General features: G+C 46.0%; 18 protein-coding genes. 12 read left to right on the top strand and 6 right to left on the bottom strand.

Annotated elements, in window-relative coordinates:
* Nucleotides 1-212: 212 nt before the first annotated feature.
* Nucleotides 213-5,591: an AAA family ATPase gene (locus tag QUA43_RS11725; RefSeq protein WP_333374012.1), complete on the bottom strand. Its 5,379-nt coding sequence runs from the start codon at nt 5,589-5,591 to the stop codon at nt 213-215.
* A gap of 204 nt (nt 5,592-5,795) precedes the next feature.
* Between QUA43_RS11725 and QUA43_RS30830 the strand changes: the two genes are divergently transcribed.
* On the top strand, nt 5,796-5,900 hold the full coding sequence (locus QUA43_RS30830; RefSeq protein WP_445301964.1) for an IS1/IS1595 family N-terminal zinc-binding domain-containing protein: 105 nt from the start codon (nt 5,796-5,798) through the stop codon (nt 5,898-5,900).
* Between the two features lie 780 nt (nt 5,901-6,680).
* Here the strand turns inward: QUA43_RS30830 and QUA43_RS11735 are convergent.
* A complete protein-coding gene (locus QUA43_RS11735) occupies nt 6,681-7,073 on the bottom strand; it encodes a hypothetical protein (protein WP_333203957.1) in 393 nt (130 codons plus the stop codon).
* A gap of 451 nt (nt 7,074-7,524) precedes the next feature.
* Between QUA43_RS11735 and chlP the strand changes: the two genes are divergently transcribed.
* On the top strand, nt 7,525-8,745 hold the full coding sequence (chlP, locus tag QUA43_RS11740) for a geranylgeranyl reductase (RefSeq protein WP_333374014.1): 1,221 nt from the start codon (nt 7,525-7,527) through the stop codon (nt 8,743-8,745).
* A gap of 125 nt (nt 8,746-8,870) precedes the next feature.
* Here chlP and QUA43_RS11745 read toward each other — a convergent pair whose 3' ends face one another.
* On the bottom strand, nt 8,871-9,413 hold the full coding sequence (locus tag QUA43_RS11745; protein ID WP_333066854.1) for a Dps family protein: 543 nt from the start codon (nt 9,411-9,413) through the stop codon (nt 8,871-8,873).
* A 355-nt stretch (nt 9,414-9,768) separates the two neighbouring features.
* On the opposite strand from QUA43_RS11745, the gene QUA43_RS11750 reads away from it, so the two are divergent.
* From QUA43_RS11750 to QUA43_RS11765, 4 genes are all read left to right on the top strand, one after another.
* Nucleotides 9,769-10,014, top strand: coding sequence for an Asr1405/Asl0597 family protein (locus QUA43_RS11750; protein ID WP_333374016.1), 246 nt, complete (start codon nt 9,769-9,771; stop codon nt 10,012-10,014).
* Nucleotides 10,015-10,087: 73 nt separating this feature from the next.
* A complete protein-coding gene (locus QUA43_RS11755) occupies nt 10,088-10,750 on the top strand; it encodes a (2Fe-2S) ferredoxin domain-containing protein (protein WP_333374017.1) in 663 nt (220 codons plus the stop codon).
* Between the two features lie 274 nt (nt 10,751-11,024).
* Nucleotides 11,025-12,356: a hypothetical protein gene (locus QUA43_RS11760; RefSeq protein WP_333374019.1), complete on the top strand. Its 1,332-nt coding sequence runs from the start codon at nt 11,025-11,027 to the stop codon at nt 12,354-12,356.
* A gap of 210 nt (nt 12,357-12,566) precedes the next feature.
* Nucleotides 12,567-13,658, top strand: coding sequence for an RNA-guided endonuclease TnpB family protein (locus QUA43_RS11765; protein ID WP_333374021.1), 1,092 nt, complete (start codon nt 12,567-12,569; stop codon nt 13,656-13,658).
* Between the two features lie 120 nt (nt 13,659-13,778).
* Here QUA43_RS11765 and QUA43_RS11770 read toward each other — a convergent pair whose 3' ends face one another.
* On the bottom strand, nt 13,779-15,941 hold the full coding sequence (locus tag QUA43_RS11770) for a flavin-dependent dehydrogenase (protein ID WP_333374023.1): 2,163 nt from the start codon (nt 15,939-15,941) through the stop codon (nt 13,779-13,781).
* A gap of 181 nt (nt 15,942-16,122) precedes the next feature.
* Here QUA43_RS11770 and QUA43_RS11775 point away from each other — a divergent pair, with 181 nt between their 5' ends.
* Both QUA43_RS11775 and QUA43_RS11780 read left to right on the top strand, forming a co-directional pair.
* On the top strand, nt 16,123-16,362 hold the full coding sequence (locus QUA43_RS11775) for a hypothetical protein (protein WP_333057703.1): 240 nt from the start codon (nt 16,123-16,125) through the stop codon (nt 16,360-16,362).
* 41 nt (nt 16,363-16,403) lie between these two features.
* Nucleotides 16,404-16,967: a Uma2 family endonuclease gene (locus QUA43_RS11780; protein WP_333126507.1), complete on the top strand. Its 564-nt coding sequence runs from the start codon at nt 16,404-16,406 to the stop codon at nt 16,965-16,967.
* 178 nt (nt 16,968-17,145) lie between these two features.
* On the opposite strand, the gene QUA43_RS11785 is transcribed toward QUA43_RS11780, so the two are convergent.
* Nucleotides 17,146-18,225 carry a M23 family metallopeptidase gene (locus tag QUA43_RS11785; protein ID WP_333374025.1) on the bottom strand — a complete coding sequence of 360 codons (1,080 nt, stop codon included), beginning with the start codon at nt 18,223-18,225 and terminating at the stop codon, nt 17,146-17,148.
* Between the two features lie 160 nt (nt 18,226-18,385).
* On the opposite strand from QUA43_RS11785, the gene QUA43_RS11790 reads away from it, so the two are divergent.
* Entirely contained in the window at nt 18,386-19,099 is a 714-nt protein-coding gene (locus QUA43_RS11790; protein ID WP_333374027.1) for a phosphatase PAP2 family protein, read from the top strand.
* Between the two features lie 24 nt (nt 19,100-19,123).
* Here QUA43_RS11790 and QUA43_RS11795 read toward each other — a convergent pair whose 3' ends face one another.
* Entirely contained in the window at nt 19,124-20,008 is an 885-nt protein-coding gene (locus QUA43_RS11795) for an aspartoacylase (RefSeq protein WP_333374029.1), read from the bottom strand.
* A gap of 193 nt (nt 20,009-20,201) precedes the next feature.
* Here QUA43_RS11795 and QUA43_RS11800 point away from each other — a divergent pair, with 193 nt between their 5' ends.
* From QUA43_RS11800 to QUA43_RS11810, 3 genes are read left to right on the top strand one after another with little or no spacing between them, the layout of a single operon-like run.
* Nucleotides 20,202-20,357, top strand: coding sequence for a hypothetical protein (locus QUA43_RS11800; RefSeq protein WP_333374031.1), 156 nt, complete (start codon nt 20,202-20,204; stop codon nt 20,355-20,357).
* A 37-nt stretch (nt 20,358-20,394) separates the two neighbouring features.
* Entirely contained in the window at nt 20,395-20,715 is a 321-nt protein-coding gene (locus tag QUA43_RS11805; RefSeq protein WP_333374032.1) for a DUF433 domain-containing protein, read from the top strand.
* A complete protein-coding gene (locus QUA43_RS11810) occupies nt 20,642-21,103 on the top strand; it encodes a DUF5615 family PIN-like protein (RefSeq protein WP_333374033.1) in 462 nt (153 codons plus the stop codon). Before QUA43_RS11805 ends, QUA43_RS11810 begins: the two co-directional genes overlap by 74 nt.
* Nucleotides 21,104-21,134 lie beyond the last annotated feature (31 nt).

Here is a 21,134-nt window from a genome sequence, read left to right on the forward strand (position 1 = left end):
TGCTAAAATTTTACGCGGAGTCAAAACGCACCAGCTTTGTTTCCACAATAGCGCGTTAAAAAGGAAAATTTTTTGTTTTTGTAACCAATGTTGAGTTTTTCCGGTAGCAGCCTGCAAATACTTTGTGGTAGGCCCGATTTCGCTCGCCTAGTTGTTAGGGTGTCTCAGCAGTCGATCGTACTTTTGCTTTGATTTTCAGGTATAGCAACCGCTTAATTTAAATTGTGTAGCCTGTCTTTAATTTTTGTGCGCGTCACCAATGCAGACTGACAGCGTTCCCAGTAAATTTTAGCCACGCGATCGCCCGGATTCTGACGCCAACACTCTTCAAAAAGCCGCGCCGCTTCAAATAACTTCCCTCCCGAGTAAAGTGCCCTAGCTTCTGCAAACAATTCCAGCTTAGCTAACTTGCCCTCTTTAATTGCTAGCGGGTCAGCATCAAACACCTCATAAACCGTTACTGCTTCGGATTTTCCCTTGACTTTTACTGTGTCGAGGGTGCGGATTGCATACTGGGATAAATTTTTTAGGCGGGAGTAAGTTGGCTGGGTAATTAATAACGACACCCCATAATTTTTCGTCAAACTTTCCACGCGAGAAGCTAAATTCACCGCATCGCTGATTACCGTCCCGTCCATGCGATTTGGTCCTCCCACAGTTCCCAGCATCAAAGAACCCGTATTAATCCCAATCCCAATCTGAATCGGCGCACAGCCAGCGTTAGCGCAGTATTCATTGTATTCAGCGAGACGGTGCAGCATAGCAATTCCCGCTTTCACCGCATTATCCGCCTCGCCGCTAAATAGCGCCATAATCGCATCGCCAATATATTTGTCGATAAACCCCTTATTTTCATTAATGACGGGTTCCATGCGAGAAAGATAAGAATTGATAAATTTGAAATTATCCTCCGGCGTCATAGTTTCCGAAAGCGTGGTGAAGTCGCGAATGTCGGAAAACAACACCGACATTTCTAACTGCACTTGGTCGCCCAATTCCACATCAATGATGCTTGATTTCTCTAAAAACTGGAGGAATTGATGGGGAATAAATCGCTCGTAAGCTTTGTTGAGTTGAGCCAGCCTGCTTTCATTTTGGCGTACTTCTGTATAAAGCTTAGAATTTTGAATCGAGATAGCTGCTTGTCCAGATAACACTTTTAATAGTTCCACTCTTTCAGGGGTAAAAGCTCCGGCTGTCAGATTATTTTCTAAGTAAACAATACTAATGATTTGAGATTGGTTAATCAGCGGCACACATAAAATTGATTTGGGCTGATGCTTTCGGATGTGGGCGTCGTTGGTAAATTGTCCCGATCGGGCAGCATCATCTAGTACCACGCTTTCTTGAGTGCGGCTCACATAATTGACAATTGCGGAGGAAAGTTCTTGACAGGCTTCAACGGGGATTGACTGCAACACGGTGACGAGTTCGTCATCGATTGTGCCTTCAGCTTCAATGAATAGTTTTCCCTGGCTTAACAAAATCAGATAGCCTCGTTGCGCCCCTGCATTTTCCATCAAAATTTTCATCAAGCTAGACAGTAGCTTATCTAGCATAATTTCTCCAGAAATCGCCTGAGAAGCCTTCATAACTGCGGTGATATCTAGGTGATTCCCCGAACCAGTTGTTGTCATTGCTACGGTAGTTTGAGTGTTTTTCCTTCCCGGTTGAGTTACCGCGAATAATTGGGGATATCGCGTTTCTAAATCCGTTACCTTAGCAGTGGCTCCCCATTCAACATAACAATAATACGCCTCAAATATGTAGGCTTGAGCAACTTTAGTTTTGCCCCATTCCCCGTAGAATTTGGCTGCTAGTTCGTTGGCCAGGGCTTCGTCATTAACATATTTGTTTTCTTTGGCTCCAGAAATTGCGCGATCGTACATTTCAATCGCCTCGGCTTTATTGCCCAAAACCCGTTGCCGTTCTGCTTCAACTAAATACCATTTATGCAGATAATTCATCGGAGCATTTTGCGCCCACTGTTGCAGCGTGCTTTGATGGGTTTCCACTAAGGCAATAATGTCAGTTTGCTCAATTGCTGGCTGTGTGGGAAAAAGTGCCAGGTGCGTCAGGGCGGCATAAAAATGAAAAATTGGAACAAAAGCTGATCCAGATACTCCCATCAAATACTGTTTGACTTGGGAAATGTGGTCTAGGGCAGCCGTGTAATTGCCATAGCAGTAAGCAAGCAGCAGTTTGAAGATGCAGGCACAGGCGATCGCCGTAAATTCATTATCCTGATAGTGCTTGGGAATCATCACCGTTTCATCGTAGGCAGAGCCTATTAACAAATCCGGCCGAGTATGGGTTTCCCTCAAGTTTTGCACCGTCTGCTGAATCATATCCAAATAAACCCGCGCAGAATATTGTTTCAACTGCGCCATTACCGCCCTATAACTTGCTATTTCTGGTTCCCAAGTGTCTAGTTCTACACCAGCGAATAAATGAGTATAAAAACAAATATATATGTTGTAGCCAGCGTCTACAAAGTCGCCCGTTTCCATACCAAACCTATAGCCCTCTTTCAGCGTCGGTATCGTTGCCAAAAGAGATTCTTGGCGATGCTGAATCCAGCCACCAAACAAAAGTAGAACTGTGGACTTGAATTCGGGTACATTCAACCTATCCAGCAATGAAAGTGCCAATTGCCCAAAGCCATAGCCCGTTTCCACCTCTTGGAAAAAGGCACAGAAAACCATCCCGTGCATCGCATAACCCACCGTCGATGCGGGCGCATTCCCAAAGGAGAGCGATAAACTCACCATCGTGGAGCTCAGCAGGGGCAGCAAACCGGGCATTCCCTGGAAAATGGGTGGAAACAACATACCAGACAGTTGCATAGCTGCCTGAGTCTGTGGATTTGTCATCACAGGTAGGTCAACCAATTCCTCAATCTTTCTGCCGCCGAGGAGGGCTGCAAGGGCTTGTAGCGCTTTGCCAATCTTGGCTTCATCAGGTTCGGCAGGGAGTTCAATCCCCAATTGTAAAAGTGCCTCTCTTGCTACTGCGATCGTTTCTAACACCTTGCTCTGGGCTGTCTGAGCGGCTATTTTAATTTCGTAAATTTTAACTCGATCTAAAATTGTTTGGGCTTCTTGCAAAACCAGTGCTGCCATCTGTTCCATACCATCAAAGTCACCATTCAAATAGGCAATTTCAGCAGCAGAAATATATAGATTTAGTGTCAATTCATATTGAGTTTGCCAGCAGTTGACTGTCAGTAGCTCAATTCCAGTTTGTAGATAGATATTTGCCGCAGCGTAGGCGGTAGAATTTCTAGCCTTACGTCCAGCTTCTAAGTTGAGTTTGGCTAAGGCTGAGCGTTCACTTAATTGATGGATTAACTCAATTCCTTGATTTAAATGCCCCACAATATCAAAGATTTTTTCTTCTGTTTCTATCTCGGAAGAACTTTGTAGCAGTAACTGTCCGATTTTCAGATGAGTGGCTTGTTTTTGGTCGTCAGGAATCAATGAATAAGCCGCTTGCTGGACGCGATCGTGCAGGAACTTATAAGTGGGATTAGTAACAGACTGATTTGGGGATTGAGTATCGGCTTGAATGAAGTTATAGCCTTCTGAAATCACTAAAATGAGTCCTTCTTGCAAGGCTTTCCACAGCGCTGATTCCGTTTGTTCTGGTAATTCTTCGCTGACTATTGCCAATGTCTCTAAATCAAACTGCGCCCCAATGCAAGCCGCCAGTTTTAGAACATCCTGAGTTTCGGCAGGCAGCTTCTGCAATTGCGCCGCCATAAACTCCACCACATCCGAGGCGTCGGCAAATTTAACTTGATTAATATCGCACTGCCACCCCCCTTGTACCCCCCTCTGTCCCCCCTTGGTAAGGGGGGATTGAGGGGGGTTAAAAATAATTTGACCATCTTCATACAATGCCTTGAGGAATTGAGTCGAGAAAAAAGGATTACCTTGGGTTTTTTGATAAACCAATTCTGTCAAAGGTTGAGCAAAAGATAAATCGCAAATCAGCGTATCTGCTACCAACTGATTGAGATCTGCTAAACTCAACGGTTGCAAGGTAATAGTATTCACCACTGCCCCAGACTTCACAATCTCATCCACAGTCAACATAAACGGATGAGCCGGTGATACCTCATTATCCCGATAAGCACCCAATACTAACAGATGGCCCGTATCTTCCATCAACAGTTGTAATAACTTCAAAGATGCTGAATCTGCCCACTGCAAATCGTCCAGAAACATCACTAAGGGATGTTCTGCTTGCGTAAATACTTGCACAAATTTCTGCATCAGCAGATTGAAGCGATTTTGGGCGGCACTCCCCGACAATTCTAGTGCAGGACTTTGAGCGCCAATGATGTGTTCTAATTCAGGAATTACGTCAATCAAGACTTGCCCGCTCTCGCCTACTGCGGTGAGAATCAGGGTTTTCCATCTGTGTAATTGAGCGTCACTTTCTGATAATAATTGTCCCATCAATTCCCGAAATGCTTGCACAAATGCACTAAAGGGAATATTGCGTTGAAATTGGTCGTATTTGCCTTTGATAAAATAGCCACGCTGTCGGGCGATCGGCTTATGTACTTCGTTCACTACTGCGGTTTTACCAATCCCCGAAAAGCCAGCTACTAGCATCATTTCGGCACTAGCATTACGAACTCTTTCAAAGGCTTTTAATAAATTATCAACTTCAGTTTCTCTGCCGTATAACTTTTCAGGAATCAGGAAATGGTCTGTAAGATCCAGCGTTCCCAAGTCAAATTCTTCTATGCTATCGGTTTCTTGTAATTGAACTAGACACATTTCTAAGTCCTGCTTAAGACCCAATGCAGTTTGATAGCGATTTTCCGCATTTTTGGCCATCAGCTTGCTGACAATTTGCGAGATAATTAGGGGAATTTGTGGATCAATTTCGTGCGGGGAAACTGGTTGTCTGGCAATGTGGCAGTGAACTAGCTCTAAAGCATCTTCTGTCTCAAAAGGCAGTTTTCCTGTCAGCAATTCGTAGAAGGTGACGCCGAGGGAGTAAAAGTCAGTGCGGTAATCGATTGAGCGATTCATCCTACCAGTTTGTTCCGGCGAGATGTAAGCGAGGGTTCCTTCTAAAACGTTGGGATTTTTCAGGGTTGGCATTTCTCTCGTTAGCTGAGTGGAAATGCCAAAGTCGATAATTTTGAGCTGTCCGGTCGCTGGATTGAATACTATATTAGAAGGGTTAATATCCTTGTGTATAATATTGGCGCTATGAATTTGCCCTAAAGTTTCAGTGGCAGCGATCGCCAGGAGCAGAAACTCCTTGAGGCTAAACTGTCGCTGCTGCATCCATATTTTCAAGGATTCCCCGCCAAAGTCCTCCACAAAAATCACGAGGCTGTTTTGGTATTTTTGCAAGTCATAAACTTGCACGACTCCCGCCTCTTTCAGCTCTCGGGTGATGCGGTATTCGGTGCGGTAGCGTAGCAATTCTTGAGGTGTCGGGTAGCTCTCTTTGAGAAGTTTGAGGATGAGCGGTTGGCGATCCGCTTCCCGAAGGGCCCGGTAAACCAGAGAGTTAGCACTTTCGTAAAGCAGCTTCTGGACGGCAATGCCTGGAATGGACAGCATATTTATTTTTTTTGGTAAAAATTAACGCGAAGTCAAAACACACCGGGTTCGTTGTATCGAGAATAGCGCTTTAGAAAGGAACAAATTATGTTTTTATAACACACTCTTAGTTTTTCGGCAGCGAAGTGGCTTTCAGGTGGTCTGGCATAGTAAGGGTAAGGAGTTATCATGCGACGTATCTAAGCCTTGTTAATTCTCAACTCCATGAATTGTCCCCGTTTCGGTTCTCCAAACATCGTTAAAAATTGTCCCACCCCCAGCGCTAAGCAAAATTTTGAATGTAGAGATTGTCACAGGCAGTTTGTTTAAAACCCCAGACATCAAAGGATTTCAGAAGAAACACAAAAATTGAGAGATCAGCTTTTATTAGAAAAAATATCTTGAGTTGCGATTGTCAAAGTCACGAGGGTGTCCCCCCGCTGGTTCCAATACTATGTTTTTTTCAACAATTAGCATCAGTCCCCCGGAAAGTTCAAGTAAAGTCAATAAACAAAGGCAAGCTAACGATCCAAGGTGATGAAATGTAGTCGTTTGTAGGCAATAAGGCTAACAAGCAGTGGAAAGAGCTGCCAATTGATGCCTTAACCAAAGAAATTATATGGTTTTATAGCAATCCTTGCAGGAGTCGTAAATTTTTTACCCCACCCCAACCCTCCCCGAAGTCGCGGGGAGGGAGTAAGAAATTCACAAATGATGCGAGGATTGCTATATAGGAAGTCGAGTTGAAATTGGTGCTAAAGGTTTTTGGGATTCCCTCCCAGCATTTTACAGACAATGTGCCGTCTATTATACAGATTTTTTGGTCGCATATAAAAAAGTTTTGCCTCGCCAGCGACACAAATCTGTCGGGAAAGATACGGGCAAAACTTCTGATATCGAAAGATGCAAGAACTCCCTGATGTACAAGATATCTCGCTATTGTTGTAAGAAAGAGTCTTTCCTAATCTAAAAAGCTCTCCAATCGTGTGGGAGCTTTGTGGTATTTTATTCAACATTACAACGCTTCTTTATCCCTAAAAGGATTAAGAATTTTTCGTTGCTATGCAGAACTACCAGACTTTGTTCTGATGATTTTGGAGAGTCATTTATCTACTTCCCCTTACCCTTCCCCGCAACAAACTCCCGCAGCCGCAGTAAACTAGCGGTTTGCCCCAAATTCAGCGGCAGCAGCGACACTCCCTCCAACCGAGACTGCACCCAACCGTCGCCCCAATACCACTCGTGAAATCCGTCAATTCCCTGACTCAACAACAGCCGCAGACAATTGTGCTCAACAATATCAACGTGATGCTGAACTGCCACCGGGCCCAGCCAACTTGTAAAGGTCAAACCTTGAGCAAATTCTTCCGGCAAACCGCTAGACAACTGCTGCGGCCACAGCCACTGCTGCAATTGACTCGGACGCAACAAGCTGTCTCTAATCGCTGTTTCGGAAGCTTCAAGCTCAATCCGCAGGTTGCTTTGTTGAAAATTACCGAGCATAAGAATTTTAGATATAACTGCAAGTAACTTTAATGTAACTTATTGGACTGGTTCTAACCTCTTATGGGCGGGCAAGATGCCCACCCCACAAGCAGAAAATTCATCTGTTGTGGAACAGGCATCTTGCCTGTTCATGTCCGGGCGGGCTAGAAGCCCACCCCACAAGCAGAAAATTCACTCTTTGTGGAACAGGCATCTTGCCTGTTCTTAGAAAATAGTGCAAAATGTTCGATCGCACACCAGAGCACATCACCGTCCATCCACCTTCATCTACACTGAAAAATTTAAGATATTCGATCGCACGTATCGCCCGAAACCCGATTTTCGTATCGAACTGTTAAGCTCTGTTTCATTTCATTGAAATCTCCCCCGCTTCACGCCACCGCATCCAAAGTCCGTGATACCATCACACCTGAGTAATGCCTATAGAAAAAAACTGGAGAGAAAAGCTTTGACATTAAGGGTTGCAGTAGTAGGTTCAGGCCCTGCGGGTTCTTCCGCCGCCGAAACATTGGTAAAAGCAGGCATCGAAACATACCTATTCGAGCGTAAATTAGACAACGCCAAACCCTGCGGTGGGGCGATTCCCCTGTGCATGGTCAGCGAATTTGACTTGCCGCAAAGTATTATTGACCGCCAAGTCAGAAAAATGAAAATGATCTCCCCCTCCAACGTCGAGGTGGACATCAATATTGAAAACGCACACGAATACATCGGTATGTGCCGCCGCGAAGTGCTCGATGGCTTCATGCGCGATCGCGCCGCTTCCTTGGGTGCAAAACTGATTAACGGTACCGTTCACAAATTAGAAATTCCCGGCAACAATACAGACCCCTACACTCTCCACTATGCCGACCACTCCGACGGCAGCGCAATGGGAATTCAGAAAACTCTGAAAGTGGATTTGGTAATCGGGGCTGACGGCGCTAACTCCCGCGTAGCAAAGGCGATCGACGCTGGCGATTACAATTATGCGATCGCCTTCCAAGAACGCATCCGCCTGCCGGAAGATAAAATGGCTTACTACCACGACTTAGCCGAAATGTACGTCGGCGATGACGTATCTACCGACTTCTACGCTTGGGTGTTCCCCAAATACGACCACGTAGCCGTCGGCACCGGCACGATGAAAGTCAATCAAGCCAGTATCAAAAAGCTGCAAGCAGGCATCCGCGCCCGCGCTGCCAAAAAACTGATGGGCGGTGAGATTATTAAAGTGGAAGCTCACCCCATCCCGGAACATCCACGTCCCCGCCGGGTTGTCGGTCGAGTTGCTCTCGTAGGCGACGCCGCAGGTTATGTTACCAAGTCTTCTGGCGAAGGTATCTATTTTGCCGCCAAGTCTGGCCGGATGTGCGCCGAAACTATTGTGGAGATTTCCAATAAAGGTGCGCGCATTCCGACTGAACAGGAAATCAAGCTTTATCTGAAGCGGTGGGATAAAGCCTACGGCATTACTTATAAAGTTCTGGACATTTTGCAGCGCGTTTTCTATCGTTCCGATGCAACTCGCGAAGCTTTTGTGGAAATGTGTGCCGATCGCGATGTGCAGAAACTCACATTCGATAGCTACTTGTATAAAACCGTGGTGCCGGCTAATCCTTTCATCCAGATGAAGATTACCGCAAAAACCATTGGTAGCTTGTTGCGTGGGAATGCTTTAGCGCCTTAATTCCCGACGGTTAAGCGCACTTTGTATAAAAAAGCGGGCAGTCACAAAACTGCTCGCTTTTTTTTCGATCTAAGATAACGAACCGCGAAGGCGCAAAGGGCGCGAAGGAAGAGGAAGAAGAATTGTTAGTTCAAGTTCAACTGCACTAAGGTATCGGGGGCGAGGAAGTGGGAAATGTGATAAGCCCGCTCTTCTGTTTTTAGCAGGATTTTTTCGTAGAGGTAGCGGGTAGCTCGATCGCCCAAACTTTCTGCTTGTCCTGCTTGACGGCGCAGCAAACCTATAATAGCTTGTTCCGCAGTCAAATCGTGTTCTAGCATTTGGCGGCAGGAATATACGCCGTCGGCTTCCGGCTCAAAACAGCACAACTCGGCTAACTTGCTAAAGCTAGCTGCTGGTATGCCGCCCAACCCGTTTAACCGTTCGCCCAACTCGTGGACGCTATCTTGAGCTTCTCCGTAGCTTTCTTCAAAGAATTTGTGCAAGGAGTAGAATTCTGCCCCTTCCACCACAAAATGATGTTTTTGATATTGCAGGTATAGAGCCTGAAAACTGGCCAGCAGCGCGTTCATCCCTTCACAAATCGGTGCTGTGACTGAATGTTCCAGTAGAACTGGGTTTTCGGCTATGTGGCCAAATGGTCTTAATGCACTCTGAGTCTCAGCCATGTGTGTTCTCCTCTCAATAGGCAGTTTTGTTGCCAATAGAATCAGTCTAGCACCCTAGATTTACCAGTCAAGCAGCGTCTGCCTCGATAGTGGAAGATTTTGTAGAGTAGGAAATTTTTTTGGTAAACCTATTGAGAATAATTAGCAGTTGGGTTATGCTTTAAAAAGATGCTCGTTCTGAACGCTTCCTGAAAGTGGGGCGAACCTTCTGAAGGCAGAAGGCAGAAGGGAAAAGGCAAAATTTTTCAGGCAGGGCTTTTGATAATCCTTGATTTTCTTGGGAAATCAGGCTTTTAACTTCTACCCGCTACCATTCAGGGTAAAAATTAATGCAAATTATTACTGTTGTTAAAAAATGAATCCAGCAGATCCAGAATTAGAAGTTTGTGACATTGTGCAAGTTAGTTGGCTAGATAGGTGGCAAGTTTACAAACGCTTGCAAGAACTAGAAATTCCCTGCTGGTGTGCGGTTGACCAACCTTTGCGGGCAAAAGTCAATACTGTTAAACAAGCGGCTCAGTTAATGAGCGTGTTGAGGCAAGTCAGTGCCCCTCGATGCGAACTGGTGCAGTGGCTGGAGTGCTGCTGGCAAAGGGGCTAAAGGAAGCAGGAAGTTAGGGAAAGAGCAGCGTACAAGATGTAACGGATGTAACGGATTTAAAGGAGTTATAACAATGTATAAATCTGGCAAGCAAGTTTCCGAATTCAACTTAGAGGGAGAAATCCTCGGCCTGATTATTGAAGATGGCTGCAAACTTAAATATTTGCGAATTAGTAGCGATCGCGGAGTAGAATATCTTGTTAAACTTTGCAAGGAATTGCGGTCATTTCTGTTACCTGTTTTGACGCCCGGGTTGAAAGTTCAAGTTGTAGGTGAGAAAGAACTCAATTTGAAAAACGGTAAAATAAAACTTAAAGCTCGCAGCCTCAAGCTGGCTCAGGGTCACAATGACCGATCGCACGAACACCTTGACTCCACCAATGGGCCTGTTGCGGTATTGAGATCGGACGATCGCGCGATCGGCAAAACCCAAGTCACCTCTCCCACTGCGGCTCAAACTGTAAAATCTCCGCCAAAAACCCAAACCAAAATATTAGTATGTCAAAAATCAGACTGCCTGAAGCGGGGCGCTGGAGGAGTCTGTAAAGCTTTAGAAAATGCTTTGAATTCGCGTGGCTTAGAAGACCAAGTGACAGTTCAGGGAACCGGATGTCTTAAACAGTGTAAAGCAGGCCCAAATATAGTTGTGATGCCGGACAAAACTCGCTACACCCGCATTGCACCGGCAGAAGTTCCAGCAATTATTGACAAACATTTTGCAGTTGTTAAAGCTTAGGCGATCGCCCGGATACCGAAACAGTGCGTTAGACATCGGGAAAAATTATTTTGATAGGACTCTGGGCAAAAAACTCACGTCTGTAGGGTGCTCACAGGCGCATCTTACGCCTGAATTGGAGTTCGGGTTGTAGTTCGATCGCGCGAATCGATTCACAGGCGATTGTCCGAAAAAACAGGAAAAATGACAACAACTATCACTTAGGGACTTCCTTCTGGAGAATATCTAAGGATAGACTGTATCTGAGACCCTGTGAGTATTGGGATAAAAAGCCATGTCAGAAGCTGATCTTCGAGCCCATCAGCACCAATCGTACCCTGCTGTTCCATCCGATACCGAACCATTGCAGTCAAATTTTGCTGCTGCTGGGGGTTTTGAGCCGATCGCCCCCCATCCGACAGACACTCCCGCAACCGTTCCCCAACAGCCAGAAGAAGACTGGCAAACAGTAGATTTTCCCAACGCCATCGGCGTAGATGCAATTCCCACACAACCTGAAACAAAAAATTCGCAATCTCAGACACAGCCGACCGAGGCGGGCTCGCCCCCGATTTCAGACAATCTAAAAAATATGCTTGGGAATGCCGAACAGGCTAAGGGCAAAGGATCAACCCCAGTCACCCTCATGCAAGCGCTACACGAATGCAACCGCGACCTTTTGCAGCGCATCGCCCAGCTAGAAACAGCTCTCGAAGAGTCCCAAAACACCTTGCAGAATCGCGAAACTTTGCTAGAACAGCGGACTGCAGAACTCGCAAATACTCAAGAACAATTGACGCGGCTGTTTGGGAAAGTGGAAGTTTCCCATCAAACCCTCCAAAGTCAAGAAATTTTAGTCGAAAGTTTAAGAAGTCAGTTGGCAACCAGCCAAGTCAGGCTAGCGACTGTTGAGCGAGAATGTGCGTCTACTGTGCAGCGCTACAACGAACAGTTACACCAGTTAGTAGCCACAGAAAATATTTGCAGGGAATTGCGAGCCCGCTTGCACCGCCAGCAGCGCCACACTCTGCAATTCAAAGCTGCCTTGGAAAGAAGTTTGGAGAGGCCGCAGGCGAAGTCACCGAGGATCGAGTCGCCTGACAATGCAGAGGATAGCGCCAGCGCGCAATTAGAATCATTGCTGGCGGTGGTTAAAAGCTCTCAAGTTCCCCTGCCGCCAGCCTTCAACGCTTCCCCTGTCCAACCTTGGTCGGAATCCGAAGAGTATCCAGAGGTAGCGGTTGTTGTCGATGCGATCGAGCCTGAATCGCCAGCCCCTCTAGAACTCAACAAATTAGCCCAAGTATCCGCCATTCAATTACAGGAGGCCGAAACCTACCAGCCTGATGAGCCGGCACCTGACTCGGCCCCTGCGGTTGCGGAACCTGAACTGCCGATGGCTGAGTCTGAACCCGAAACTGCTACCAATGTGGACACGCAAGAATTAGCCAGGGCTTTTCAAATTTTGAACTCCGTTGAAACCTTTGGCATTCAAGAAGTGCGATCGACTGTGGCAAAACCTACAGCAGTCGCCCAACCAGACTGGCTGAGCTTGATTGCCAGTCCGCTGCGGGCTTCTAAAAAACGTCGATCGCTAGCTGAAATTGAATTGCCGAGTTTTCGATAGCGAACTGATATCATTTCCGGTTACACCGGAATGATGTTGACGGTTGACGGTTGACGGTTGACAGTGAAGAGTCAACGCCGTGAACAGTGAACTCGAATTTACTATTCCGATGCTAACGGATTTGATATGAGAGTTGCTAGTTTTGAGCTTGACTAAAGTGCCAAATAGTTTACTAAAATTCTCCATAGTTAATCATTGAGAGGAAGTTTTGTGTTTGCTGTCAAACGAGCGCTCAAACTGAATAACAACGAAGCGACTTTGATGGCAAGACACGCAGGATTCCGGCGCGTAGTATTTAACTTGGGGTTGAGCTTGCGGACTCAAATGTATAGCGAGGGAAAATTCACAGACTCGAAGGTGATCAACGAAGTTAAAAAAGTTCTTACCAACCACGTCAAGAAACAGCCTAAATTTGCCTGGATGAACCAGTTGTCTAGTCGAGTTTATCAAAATGCTTTGATTGACTTGAAAGATGCTTTTAGTAGATATCGCTCTGGAAAGGCAGGTCATCCAAAATTTACTACCCGCCGATCCGGTCAATCTTTTACAGTTGATTCATCTAACGGCAAAGTTTTACTAAACGCTGGCAAAACCATTAAGATTCCTACCTTGGGTACTTTTCGACTCTACGAAGCCCTAGAATGCGGTTATGTGTCTCAAACTTTTACGATTTCAAAAGAAGCAAGTCGTTGGTTTGTTTCCTTTTGCGTTGATGCAGAACGTTTGCCAGTTCAACAATCTGAAAGCTCTGTAGGAATCGATGTAGGCATTAATTCTTTTGCCACGCTGTCCACTCAGCAGGTCTTTGATGCGCCGAAGCCGTTAAAACAAGCGAAAACCAAGCTTGCTACCTTGCAACGCAAAGCCTCAAAACAGGTAAGAGGCTCCCAAAATCAGCGCAAAACCTACCATAAAATCCGTCGGCTCCATGCACGGATAGCTCGTATTCGTTTAGATTTCCTTCACAAGCTAACAACTTATTTAGCCCAAACTTTTAAGCTAATCAAGATTGAAAACTTGAACGTTCAGGGCATGATGGCGAATCACAAGCTGGCTGGGGCAATATCCGATCTAGGTTTTTACGAATTCAAACGCGAACTTGATTACAAGTGCAAAATGTATGGAGCAACTTTAGTGCTGGTAGACCAATGGTTCCCCAGCACTAAAACTTGCTCGAATTGTGGCACCAAAAAAGATATGCCACTAAGCATTAGGACTTTTGACTGTCCTGCTTGTGGCATATCTTTAGATCGGGACTGGAACGCAAGTCTAAATATTTTAAACTGGGAACCCTCGGCTTGAGGGGGATAGCCTACTTATCTTGGGATTGGCCGTCTACCCAACAGCGTAGGAAGTGAACTCGGATTGTGTCTAAAGATTAGTTTAGACAAGTTTAGATAAGTTTTACAAAGCAGTCAAAACTCAACACTCTTTTCTCCCCTTTCCCATGCCATAGGTGAGAGCATAGCTGGTAGCCAACAGCCACAACCAAACAGCCGGATACCGGGGTTCCAACCAAGGCTGTACCCTGCGGGCGAAGCTGGGAAGCCATCCGAAGAGCAAACTGGCCAAAGCCAGCAGAGTAAAATTCAAGTAACTTCCCAGCCAGCGCCAAATATCCCCCAAGGTGACAAAATCTAAAATCCACAAGAGGAGAGAAGGATTTTTTCCGGCTGCTTCGATCGCCAGTCGATTGAAAGTTAGCCAGTCGGTTCTGTCTTTAATAAAAGTTTCGGCTACGGCGAGTTTTTGTGCTGCCAAAATACCGAAAAAGGTATTGAGCATTGAATTAATTCTTTGGGGTGGCAAACTGCTGCCGGTAGGAACCATCATGCCTTTAGAAAATAGCCAAGTTACTGAAACATTGCTCTGGTAGGCGCGAATTTGGTTTAAGTGATTTGCCGTCAACAAATTGTGCTTTAATGCTGTATCCAAAAGGTCTGTTAAGCGAAAAAGATTGCGGACAAGGGAGCCGAAGCCGGTGAAAACGAGGGGAGATTGCAAGGATGCTGCGTCGCCGATCGAGATTAGGCGATCGATCGCCACGGAGCGATCGCCGCTGTTGCTGCTAAAATGCCCCGGAATATAACCAAAGGTCGGTTTTTTCCACACCAATTTATCGACATCGCAGCGGCGGTATTCCGGTAAAATTGCGAAAAAATCCTCGTACATTTCCAGCAAAGAACCGGGGTTCTCTGGATGTACTTGGTGGTAGTGAAATAGATAAACTGTCAGTTCTGTGCCGGCGCCGGGAAACAACTCCCAAATGAGCTGGCGTCCGCGGGAAATGTCCCCGTGAGTGTGGAGTACATCCCCGTACTCGGAATCCCATACTCCCGGCTCAAATCCTCCGTCGATGACTGCTCCCACTGTCGGACAAACGCTGTCAAAAGTCCGCCCTTCGTTCAATTGCCAAGCGATGGGAGAAGCCGAACCCATGGCATCCACCAGCAGCCGTCCTAATGCAGTGCGATCGGCTTTTGTCAGCAAGTGGCGGCCTTGAACTACTACTTTTTCTGCTTCAACCTCGGCTCTGAGAAACTCAGTTTCGTCCCAGATTTCTCCACCAGCTTCTGTTAGCTTAAGTCCCGCTAAATTCAGCAATTTTTCGCCGTCCAAAGCTACATTGAGTACCTTTGGTGTGTGCAGAACTGGCGCTTTAGCCACGGGCGGGTTGTTAGCATCAAAAAACTTGTTGTAGCCATCTTTGTATTCTCTGGCAATCAAAGTTTCGATTTCTGCCGCAGTAAATAAACCCAAATCAATTAAGCTTTGAATTTCATCCCGCGAAATATTCCACTCGCGATTCATTCGCCCGAAAGGCATTCGCTCAACCAGCAGCACCCGGTAGCCCAATCTCGCCATAACTGCGGCGTGAATCACTCCCAAGGCCCCACCAATATAAATTAAGTCGTAAAAAGTATCGCCAGAATCAGACACCGAAATCGTCTCTTCTTCCTTCTTCCCTGTTCCCTCTTCCTTCTTCCCCCTTCCTTCTTCCTTCTTCCCTCTTCCTTCTTCCTTAAAAAACACTACTTGTTTTGGCGTTTGAGGATTGCGAGTGCCTTCACGCCAACGCTGTTCCCACCAGTAGACGCGCTTGAGGTCGTATTCCCCTTGAGGCATTTTTTGGAAGTATTTGACGGTCAAGGGGTAATAGGGGGCAAGAGCCTCAAAAATTGACTGTTTGGAGAGGTCTATGACAGGGGGCTCCCGGTAGCGATCGGGAAACTTGTTTCTCACAGCAAGATTGAGAGCTTCCAGGAACTTTCTTTCTCCAGCAGGCGCCTCTTCTAGACGAAAGACTTTTAAATAAGTGGTGCGTTGCAGTGACCAGACAAAGGTGGAAAGTTCTGTCGATCGCCAATTTTGGTTTCCTGAATTGGTGTCAGCCAAGGCGGGTTTTGGATTGGCATTTTGAGTTCCAGACTTGAGAACCTCGGCTGTTGTGGCTGGTGAAAGCAGGCGAAAGCCGTCAGCAGTAATAATTTTTTCTCCGATTCCGGGATCGAATTCGTGCTGCAACCAAGTGCAGACGGCTGCTGTATCCGGTGTCGGGACTTGTAGATAAAGAATTTCTTGCATGATTAGGCTCTCAATTCTGAATAAATTAATAAAGGTGGGGGAGTTGACAAGGGAGCAAAGTAGGCTATACTCCCGAATACTTATTTAGTTTTAAATAAGTTTACAGTGTTCTCAGATTTTTAGCTGATTCGCCGGAAGCCCCACAGCGGCTGAACATCTACTCCCTTTGGTATGCACTTCTATGAATTATCCCATTCCTACGAATCCTCAAGAAATGATTGCTTTGCGACAGCAGCCGCTGAATGAAGAATTGGTGGCGTCGGCGATCGCGGGTGTGATTCAAATAGCTCGATCGCGATCTCAGTCTTTGGATGAATTGAAGGCTGAGGTACTCGCCGACGACAATCTGCTCGATTTTGCTCAGAGGCTATGGCTGAGCGACATTGTGGCTCAAGCTTGGAACAATTTGCCTGATTACTAGACTGCGGCTAAAAGATCTACTTCATTAGAGGTGAACTTAAAATGGTACAAACAAGATTAAAATCCTTAACTTTAGAAGAGTTTCTCCAACTACCCGAAACCAAACCTGCCAGCGAATACATTGATAATCAAATTATTCAGAAGCCCATGCCACAGGGGAAACACAGTGCGACTCAATGCGAACTAATTATTTTCATTAACGCTATATTAAAACCCAAAAAAGTTGCACGAGCATTTCCAGAACTCCGGTGTACCTTTGGCGGAAGGTCAACAGTGCCTGATGTTTCAGTATTTGTCTGGAACAGAATTCCCGCCGATGATAACGGCGAAATTGCTAATGTCTTTCCCATAGCTCCTGATTGGACAATTGAGATTTTGTCGCCAGACCAAAGTCAAACTAAAGTTACTAAAAATATTCTGCACTGCTTAAATCATCAAACTCAAATGGGCTGGCTGATCGATCCCGACGAACAATGCGTTTTTGTTTATGTTCCCCAGCAACAGACAGCAGTATTTGATGAACCAGAAATGCTGCTACCTGTGCCGTCCTTCGCTAACGAACTGCGGTTGAGTGTCGGAGAATTATTTGGCTGGCTGCTGAAATAATCTTCGGAAGGAAGAAGGAAGAGGGAAGAAGGAAGAAGGAAGAGGGAAGAAGGAAGAAGGAAGAAGGAAGAGGGAAGAAGGAAGAGGGAAGAAAGAAGAAGAAAGAGAGTGATTTTGACACGGCTACACGGATTAAATACTGCCAACAGTCAACAGTCAACAGTCAACAGTCAACGGACTAACGCAACTCAACTTCTCGCTTGACTTCTGCCAAAACTCGATCGCCCCGCATCAACCGATATTCGGCCCGCCAAACTCCGGGAGTCAGAGGAGAATTTGTACTGTTTCTTTTGCCAACATAACCCAACCAAGTGCGGCTGGGGGCTTTAATTTCATTGGTCTGATCGGCAATGGTTGTGCCGTTGGGTGCAACTAATTTGTATTGTTCGCGATCGCCCTTGAGCACTCCGTAACTTTGCACCCAAAACAACAAAGCTGGACTGTTTGCAGGGAGTTGAGTCTCGGAAAATTGTCCTTCCCAGACAGCGTTGATATCGGGTGGCTTATTGGCAAAACCGGCCCTAATTAAACCTGTGGAAATATAGTCTAGAGGCTTGTCCCAAATTGGATTGCGGGCGGTGTTGCAGCCTACCTTGGCGTCGGGCCCGACAAACGGATCTACCGCTTTGCCTTGATAGCGAAAAGTTACGTGTACGTGGGGGAAAGATGCCATCCCAGAGTTTCCCACCATGCCCAAAACAGTGCCTTTTTGTACCTGCGTACCCGGTTTGACGGCAACGCTGCCTTTGCGGAGGTGACAGTATTGGGCTTCCCAACCACCGCCGTGGTCGATTACCATGCCGTTGCCGCATTCTGTGCCTGCGATGTTGGCTTTGTCTGTATCGTTCTGTAAACGCCGATCGACCACACCATCTCGTGCTCGCAAAACTTTGCCGGCAGCGGAGGCAATAACTGGCACTCCTTTTGCCATTGCTTTGGCGTCGGGAATGGCAAAGTCTGTGCCGTCGTGCCCGTCGTAGGTTTGACGCCCGCAGCCAAAATCGACGGCGGCGGGGCCGGGTTCTCGATCGAAATACAGCAATACAAAACAGTCTTTGCCTAGGGTACAGTCGATCGGCTTACCGAATTGCGGGTTGTTGGGCTTTTGGGCGACTGCGGAAGAAACGAGACGCTGGGCGATCGTGTGGGCTTCGGCGATCGGCGCATTGACTCCCGTTTGGTTAGCACAGCTAGAAAGACTTGTCAACCCCAAGGTCAACAAAATTGCAGAAATGTATTTTGTGGAGAGTATAGTCATTCGCCGATGGGATGTAAAAGCTGAGGTGGGTAGTGAAAAATCAATTAATCATTCAGAATAGAGTTGCTCAAGAATCTAGACGATGGGTAAGGCGTTTTCGTTTCCTATCTTTGTTGTATTATTTTGAGTGAGAAATTTTAAATTTTTAATGAGTTCAAGAATGGGTTCTAAAATTCGATCGCTCATTTCGATAATTCGGCTTGCCGGGCTTGCGGTTGCGGCTTTGGCGATGTGGGGATTTGCCACTATTGCCGAAGAGGTGTTGGAAAAAGAAAGTTACGCTTTCGATACCTCTATTTTACTAGCTCTGAGGCAATTGCACACTCCGCTGCGCGATCAAATAATGCTGGGCTTTACTTTTTTGGGCGAGCCGAAGTTGCTGCTAGTGATTTGTCTGACTTTGGGTATTGTTTTGCTAGCACGCAATCACCGCTCGGAATCTGCAACTATTGCGCTCGCGGCTGGGGGAGCGATCGGTTTAAATTTACTGTTAAAAAAACTTTTTGCCCGCGATCGACCTCAACTTTGGGAGCGCGTTGTTAATGTAACATTTTACAGTTTTCCTAGCGGACACGCAATGATTTCAATGGTTATTTACGGTTTGCTAGGATATTTCTTGGGTGCACGCTTTCCCAAGCAGCGCTGGTCAATTTACAGCTTGACAGTTGTATTAATTGTTGCTATTGGTTTGAGCCGGCTTTACCTAGGAGTTCACTGGCCGACAGATATTATTGCTGGTTATACGGCTGGTTTGGTGTGGCTGATTGCCTGTATTCTCAGTTTGGAAGTATGGAAGGACTTGCGTTCTTTAACTACGGCTTCTAAAGAGGAGTTTTTGTCACCAGAACCCTCTCAAGAAATAACTAATAACTAATGACTAATGACTAATGACTAATGACTAATGACTAACAACTATTTGCTTTTGAGTAAAACACATGGCAATTTCTTTTTCGTAGTAAGCAGCCTCGTTAATGAAAATGGGATAAACGGTTGATTTACCTTCATACAATACCGACTCACCATCAAAGGTCAAAAACATCGGATCGCCGGGATTCAGGGCTTCATAATCTCTGGATTGCAGGTGAGGATGAATCATTGCCTGAATTTCTCTGTTCTCGTTTCTGGGATAGTCGATCGCCCCAATGGTGTGATAAATAGTCAGGGGATTCTTTGCAGCAGGCATTGTGCCTTGATTGTAGGCTTCTACGCCGTCTAATATTGTGCCTAAAACTTGCTCAGTTTGCTGAAATAAAGACGCATCTAATACGCCTTGCGGGACTGCACCCACTTCGAGCGTACCGCCTAATTCGGAAAGCGATCGCAGCAAAGGACTATCATGATTCTTGATTGTAGAAGCGAGTACCTTGAGGTGGGGATACACTGAGGTTAAATAAGCTGCTAGTTGGATGTTAAATGGATGATGGCTGGCGAGAATAAATGTTAGCCCCATGTTGGAGGTGGTGCTGTGCAAATCGATAATTACGTTGGGCTGATGAGTATTTTTTGAGCTAAAAATGCCGTAGATTTCTTTCGCCCGCTGTGCTTCATAGCTGGAGAGATGGGGATTTTCTAAATCTTGCTTTCTAAAGCAGCGGTTGAGGTCGATATCGATGTAGCGTGTCCCGATTTCGCAAGCTTTGGGATTGGCTAGCAGGGTGATTGTTTCAAAAGTCGATCGCCCAATTAACTCTGGCGCGCGATCGAATTTCTTCACGAGGTAAATTCCTGTGAGTTCGTTTCCGTGGGTTCCTCCCACTATGGCAACACGTTTAATTTGATTCATAAACAAATAACTTTCTATCCCCAGCTTATCACCCTTTGTCATCTGTTGGTAAAAAACATCAGATTGAGGTTTATTATGTGTTTATATTTAGATTAGCTAAAGTTTAAGTAAGTAGGTATCACACCCAGACCTTGGAAACCCAGTTTATCTGATCCTGTCACAATAAAATGAAGACTACCGAGAGATAAAGGATATGACGCCAAAGGAGTTGTTGCAGTTTATCGACAAAGCCGCAGATGAAGGCCAGACAGAATTGGATTTGGCCGGGTTGGAGAAATTGCCGCCACAGATTGGCAAGTGCGCTCCGCTTGAGAGGTTGGTGTTGGGGAAATTTGCTATGATAGTTTGAGCGATCGCACTATTGTATATTCCGTAAATTACCAGCTATGAACATTCAGTTGGTTGACTCCTTAATTCAAGTCATTGAGTCGCTGACACCTGAAGAGAGTTTGCTGTTTCAAGAAAAACTCTCAGCTAGGGCGATTCAGAGTACGCCTGGAGTCTGTGGAGGAAATGCCCGAATTCGCAACACCCGCATTCCTGTTTGGACACTGGTTTCGCTTCACCAACAGGGGGCTGATGAGGCTGAGTTACTTCGGAATTATCCAGGTTTGTCGGATCGCGATTTAGAGAATGCTTGGCGTTATTACGATCGCCACCGGGAACAAATCGATCGCATTATTGTTTCTCATCAAACCGATGATTAAAAGGGTGAGGCTGTATTCTAATGAAAATTTCCCGATCGCAATGGTCGAGCAATTGCGTAGCCTTGACTGTGATGTTTTAACTTCCTATGATGCTGGTCAAGCGAATCAAGGGATTCCTGATGACGAGGTTCTCCGATTTGCTACTGAACAAAATCGGGCGGTAATTAGCTTCAATCGCGATGATTTTGTGGCGCTACACCGTCGCGGTGAACATCATGCAGGAATTATTGTGTGTAAAGACGATCGAGATTACTTGGGACAAGTTACTATTCTTCATGCCTATCTTCAGGATGTTGATTCGCTGTTCGATCGCCTGATTCGCATCAAAAAGCAGAATCAGCCTGGGTTGAGTCATCCGGTTTTTGTGGTTCAAGAGTACGGGCGATAATTCCCCCCCACCAAGCGAAAATTCCTGTCAC

Origin of the sequence: Microcoleus sp. N9_B4 (assembly GCF_036701635.1) — a bacterium.
In the GTDB taxonomy this organism is placed as follows: domain Bacteria; phylum Cyanobacteriota; class Cyanobacteriia; order Cyanobacteriales; family Microcoleaceae; genus Microcoleus.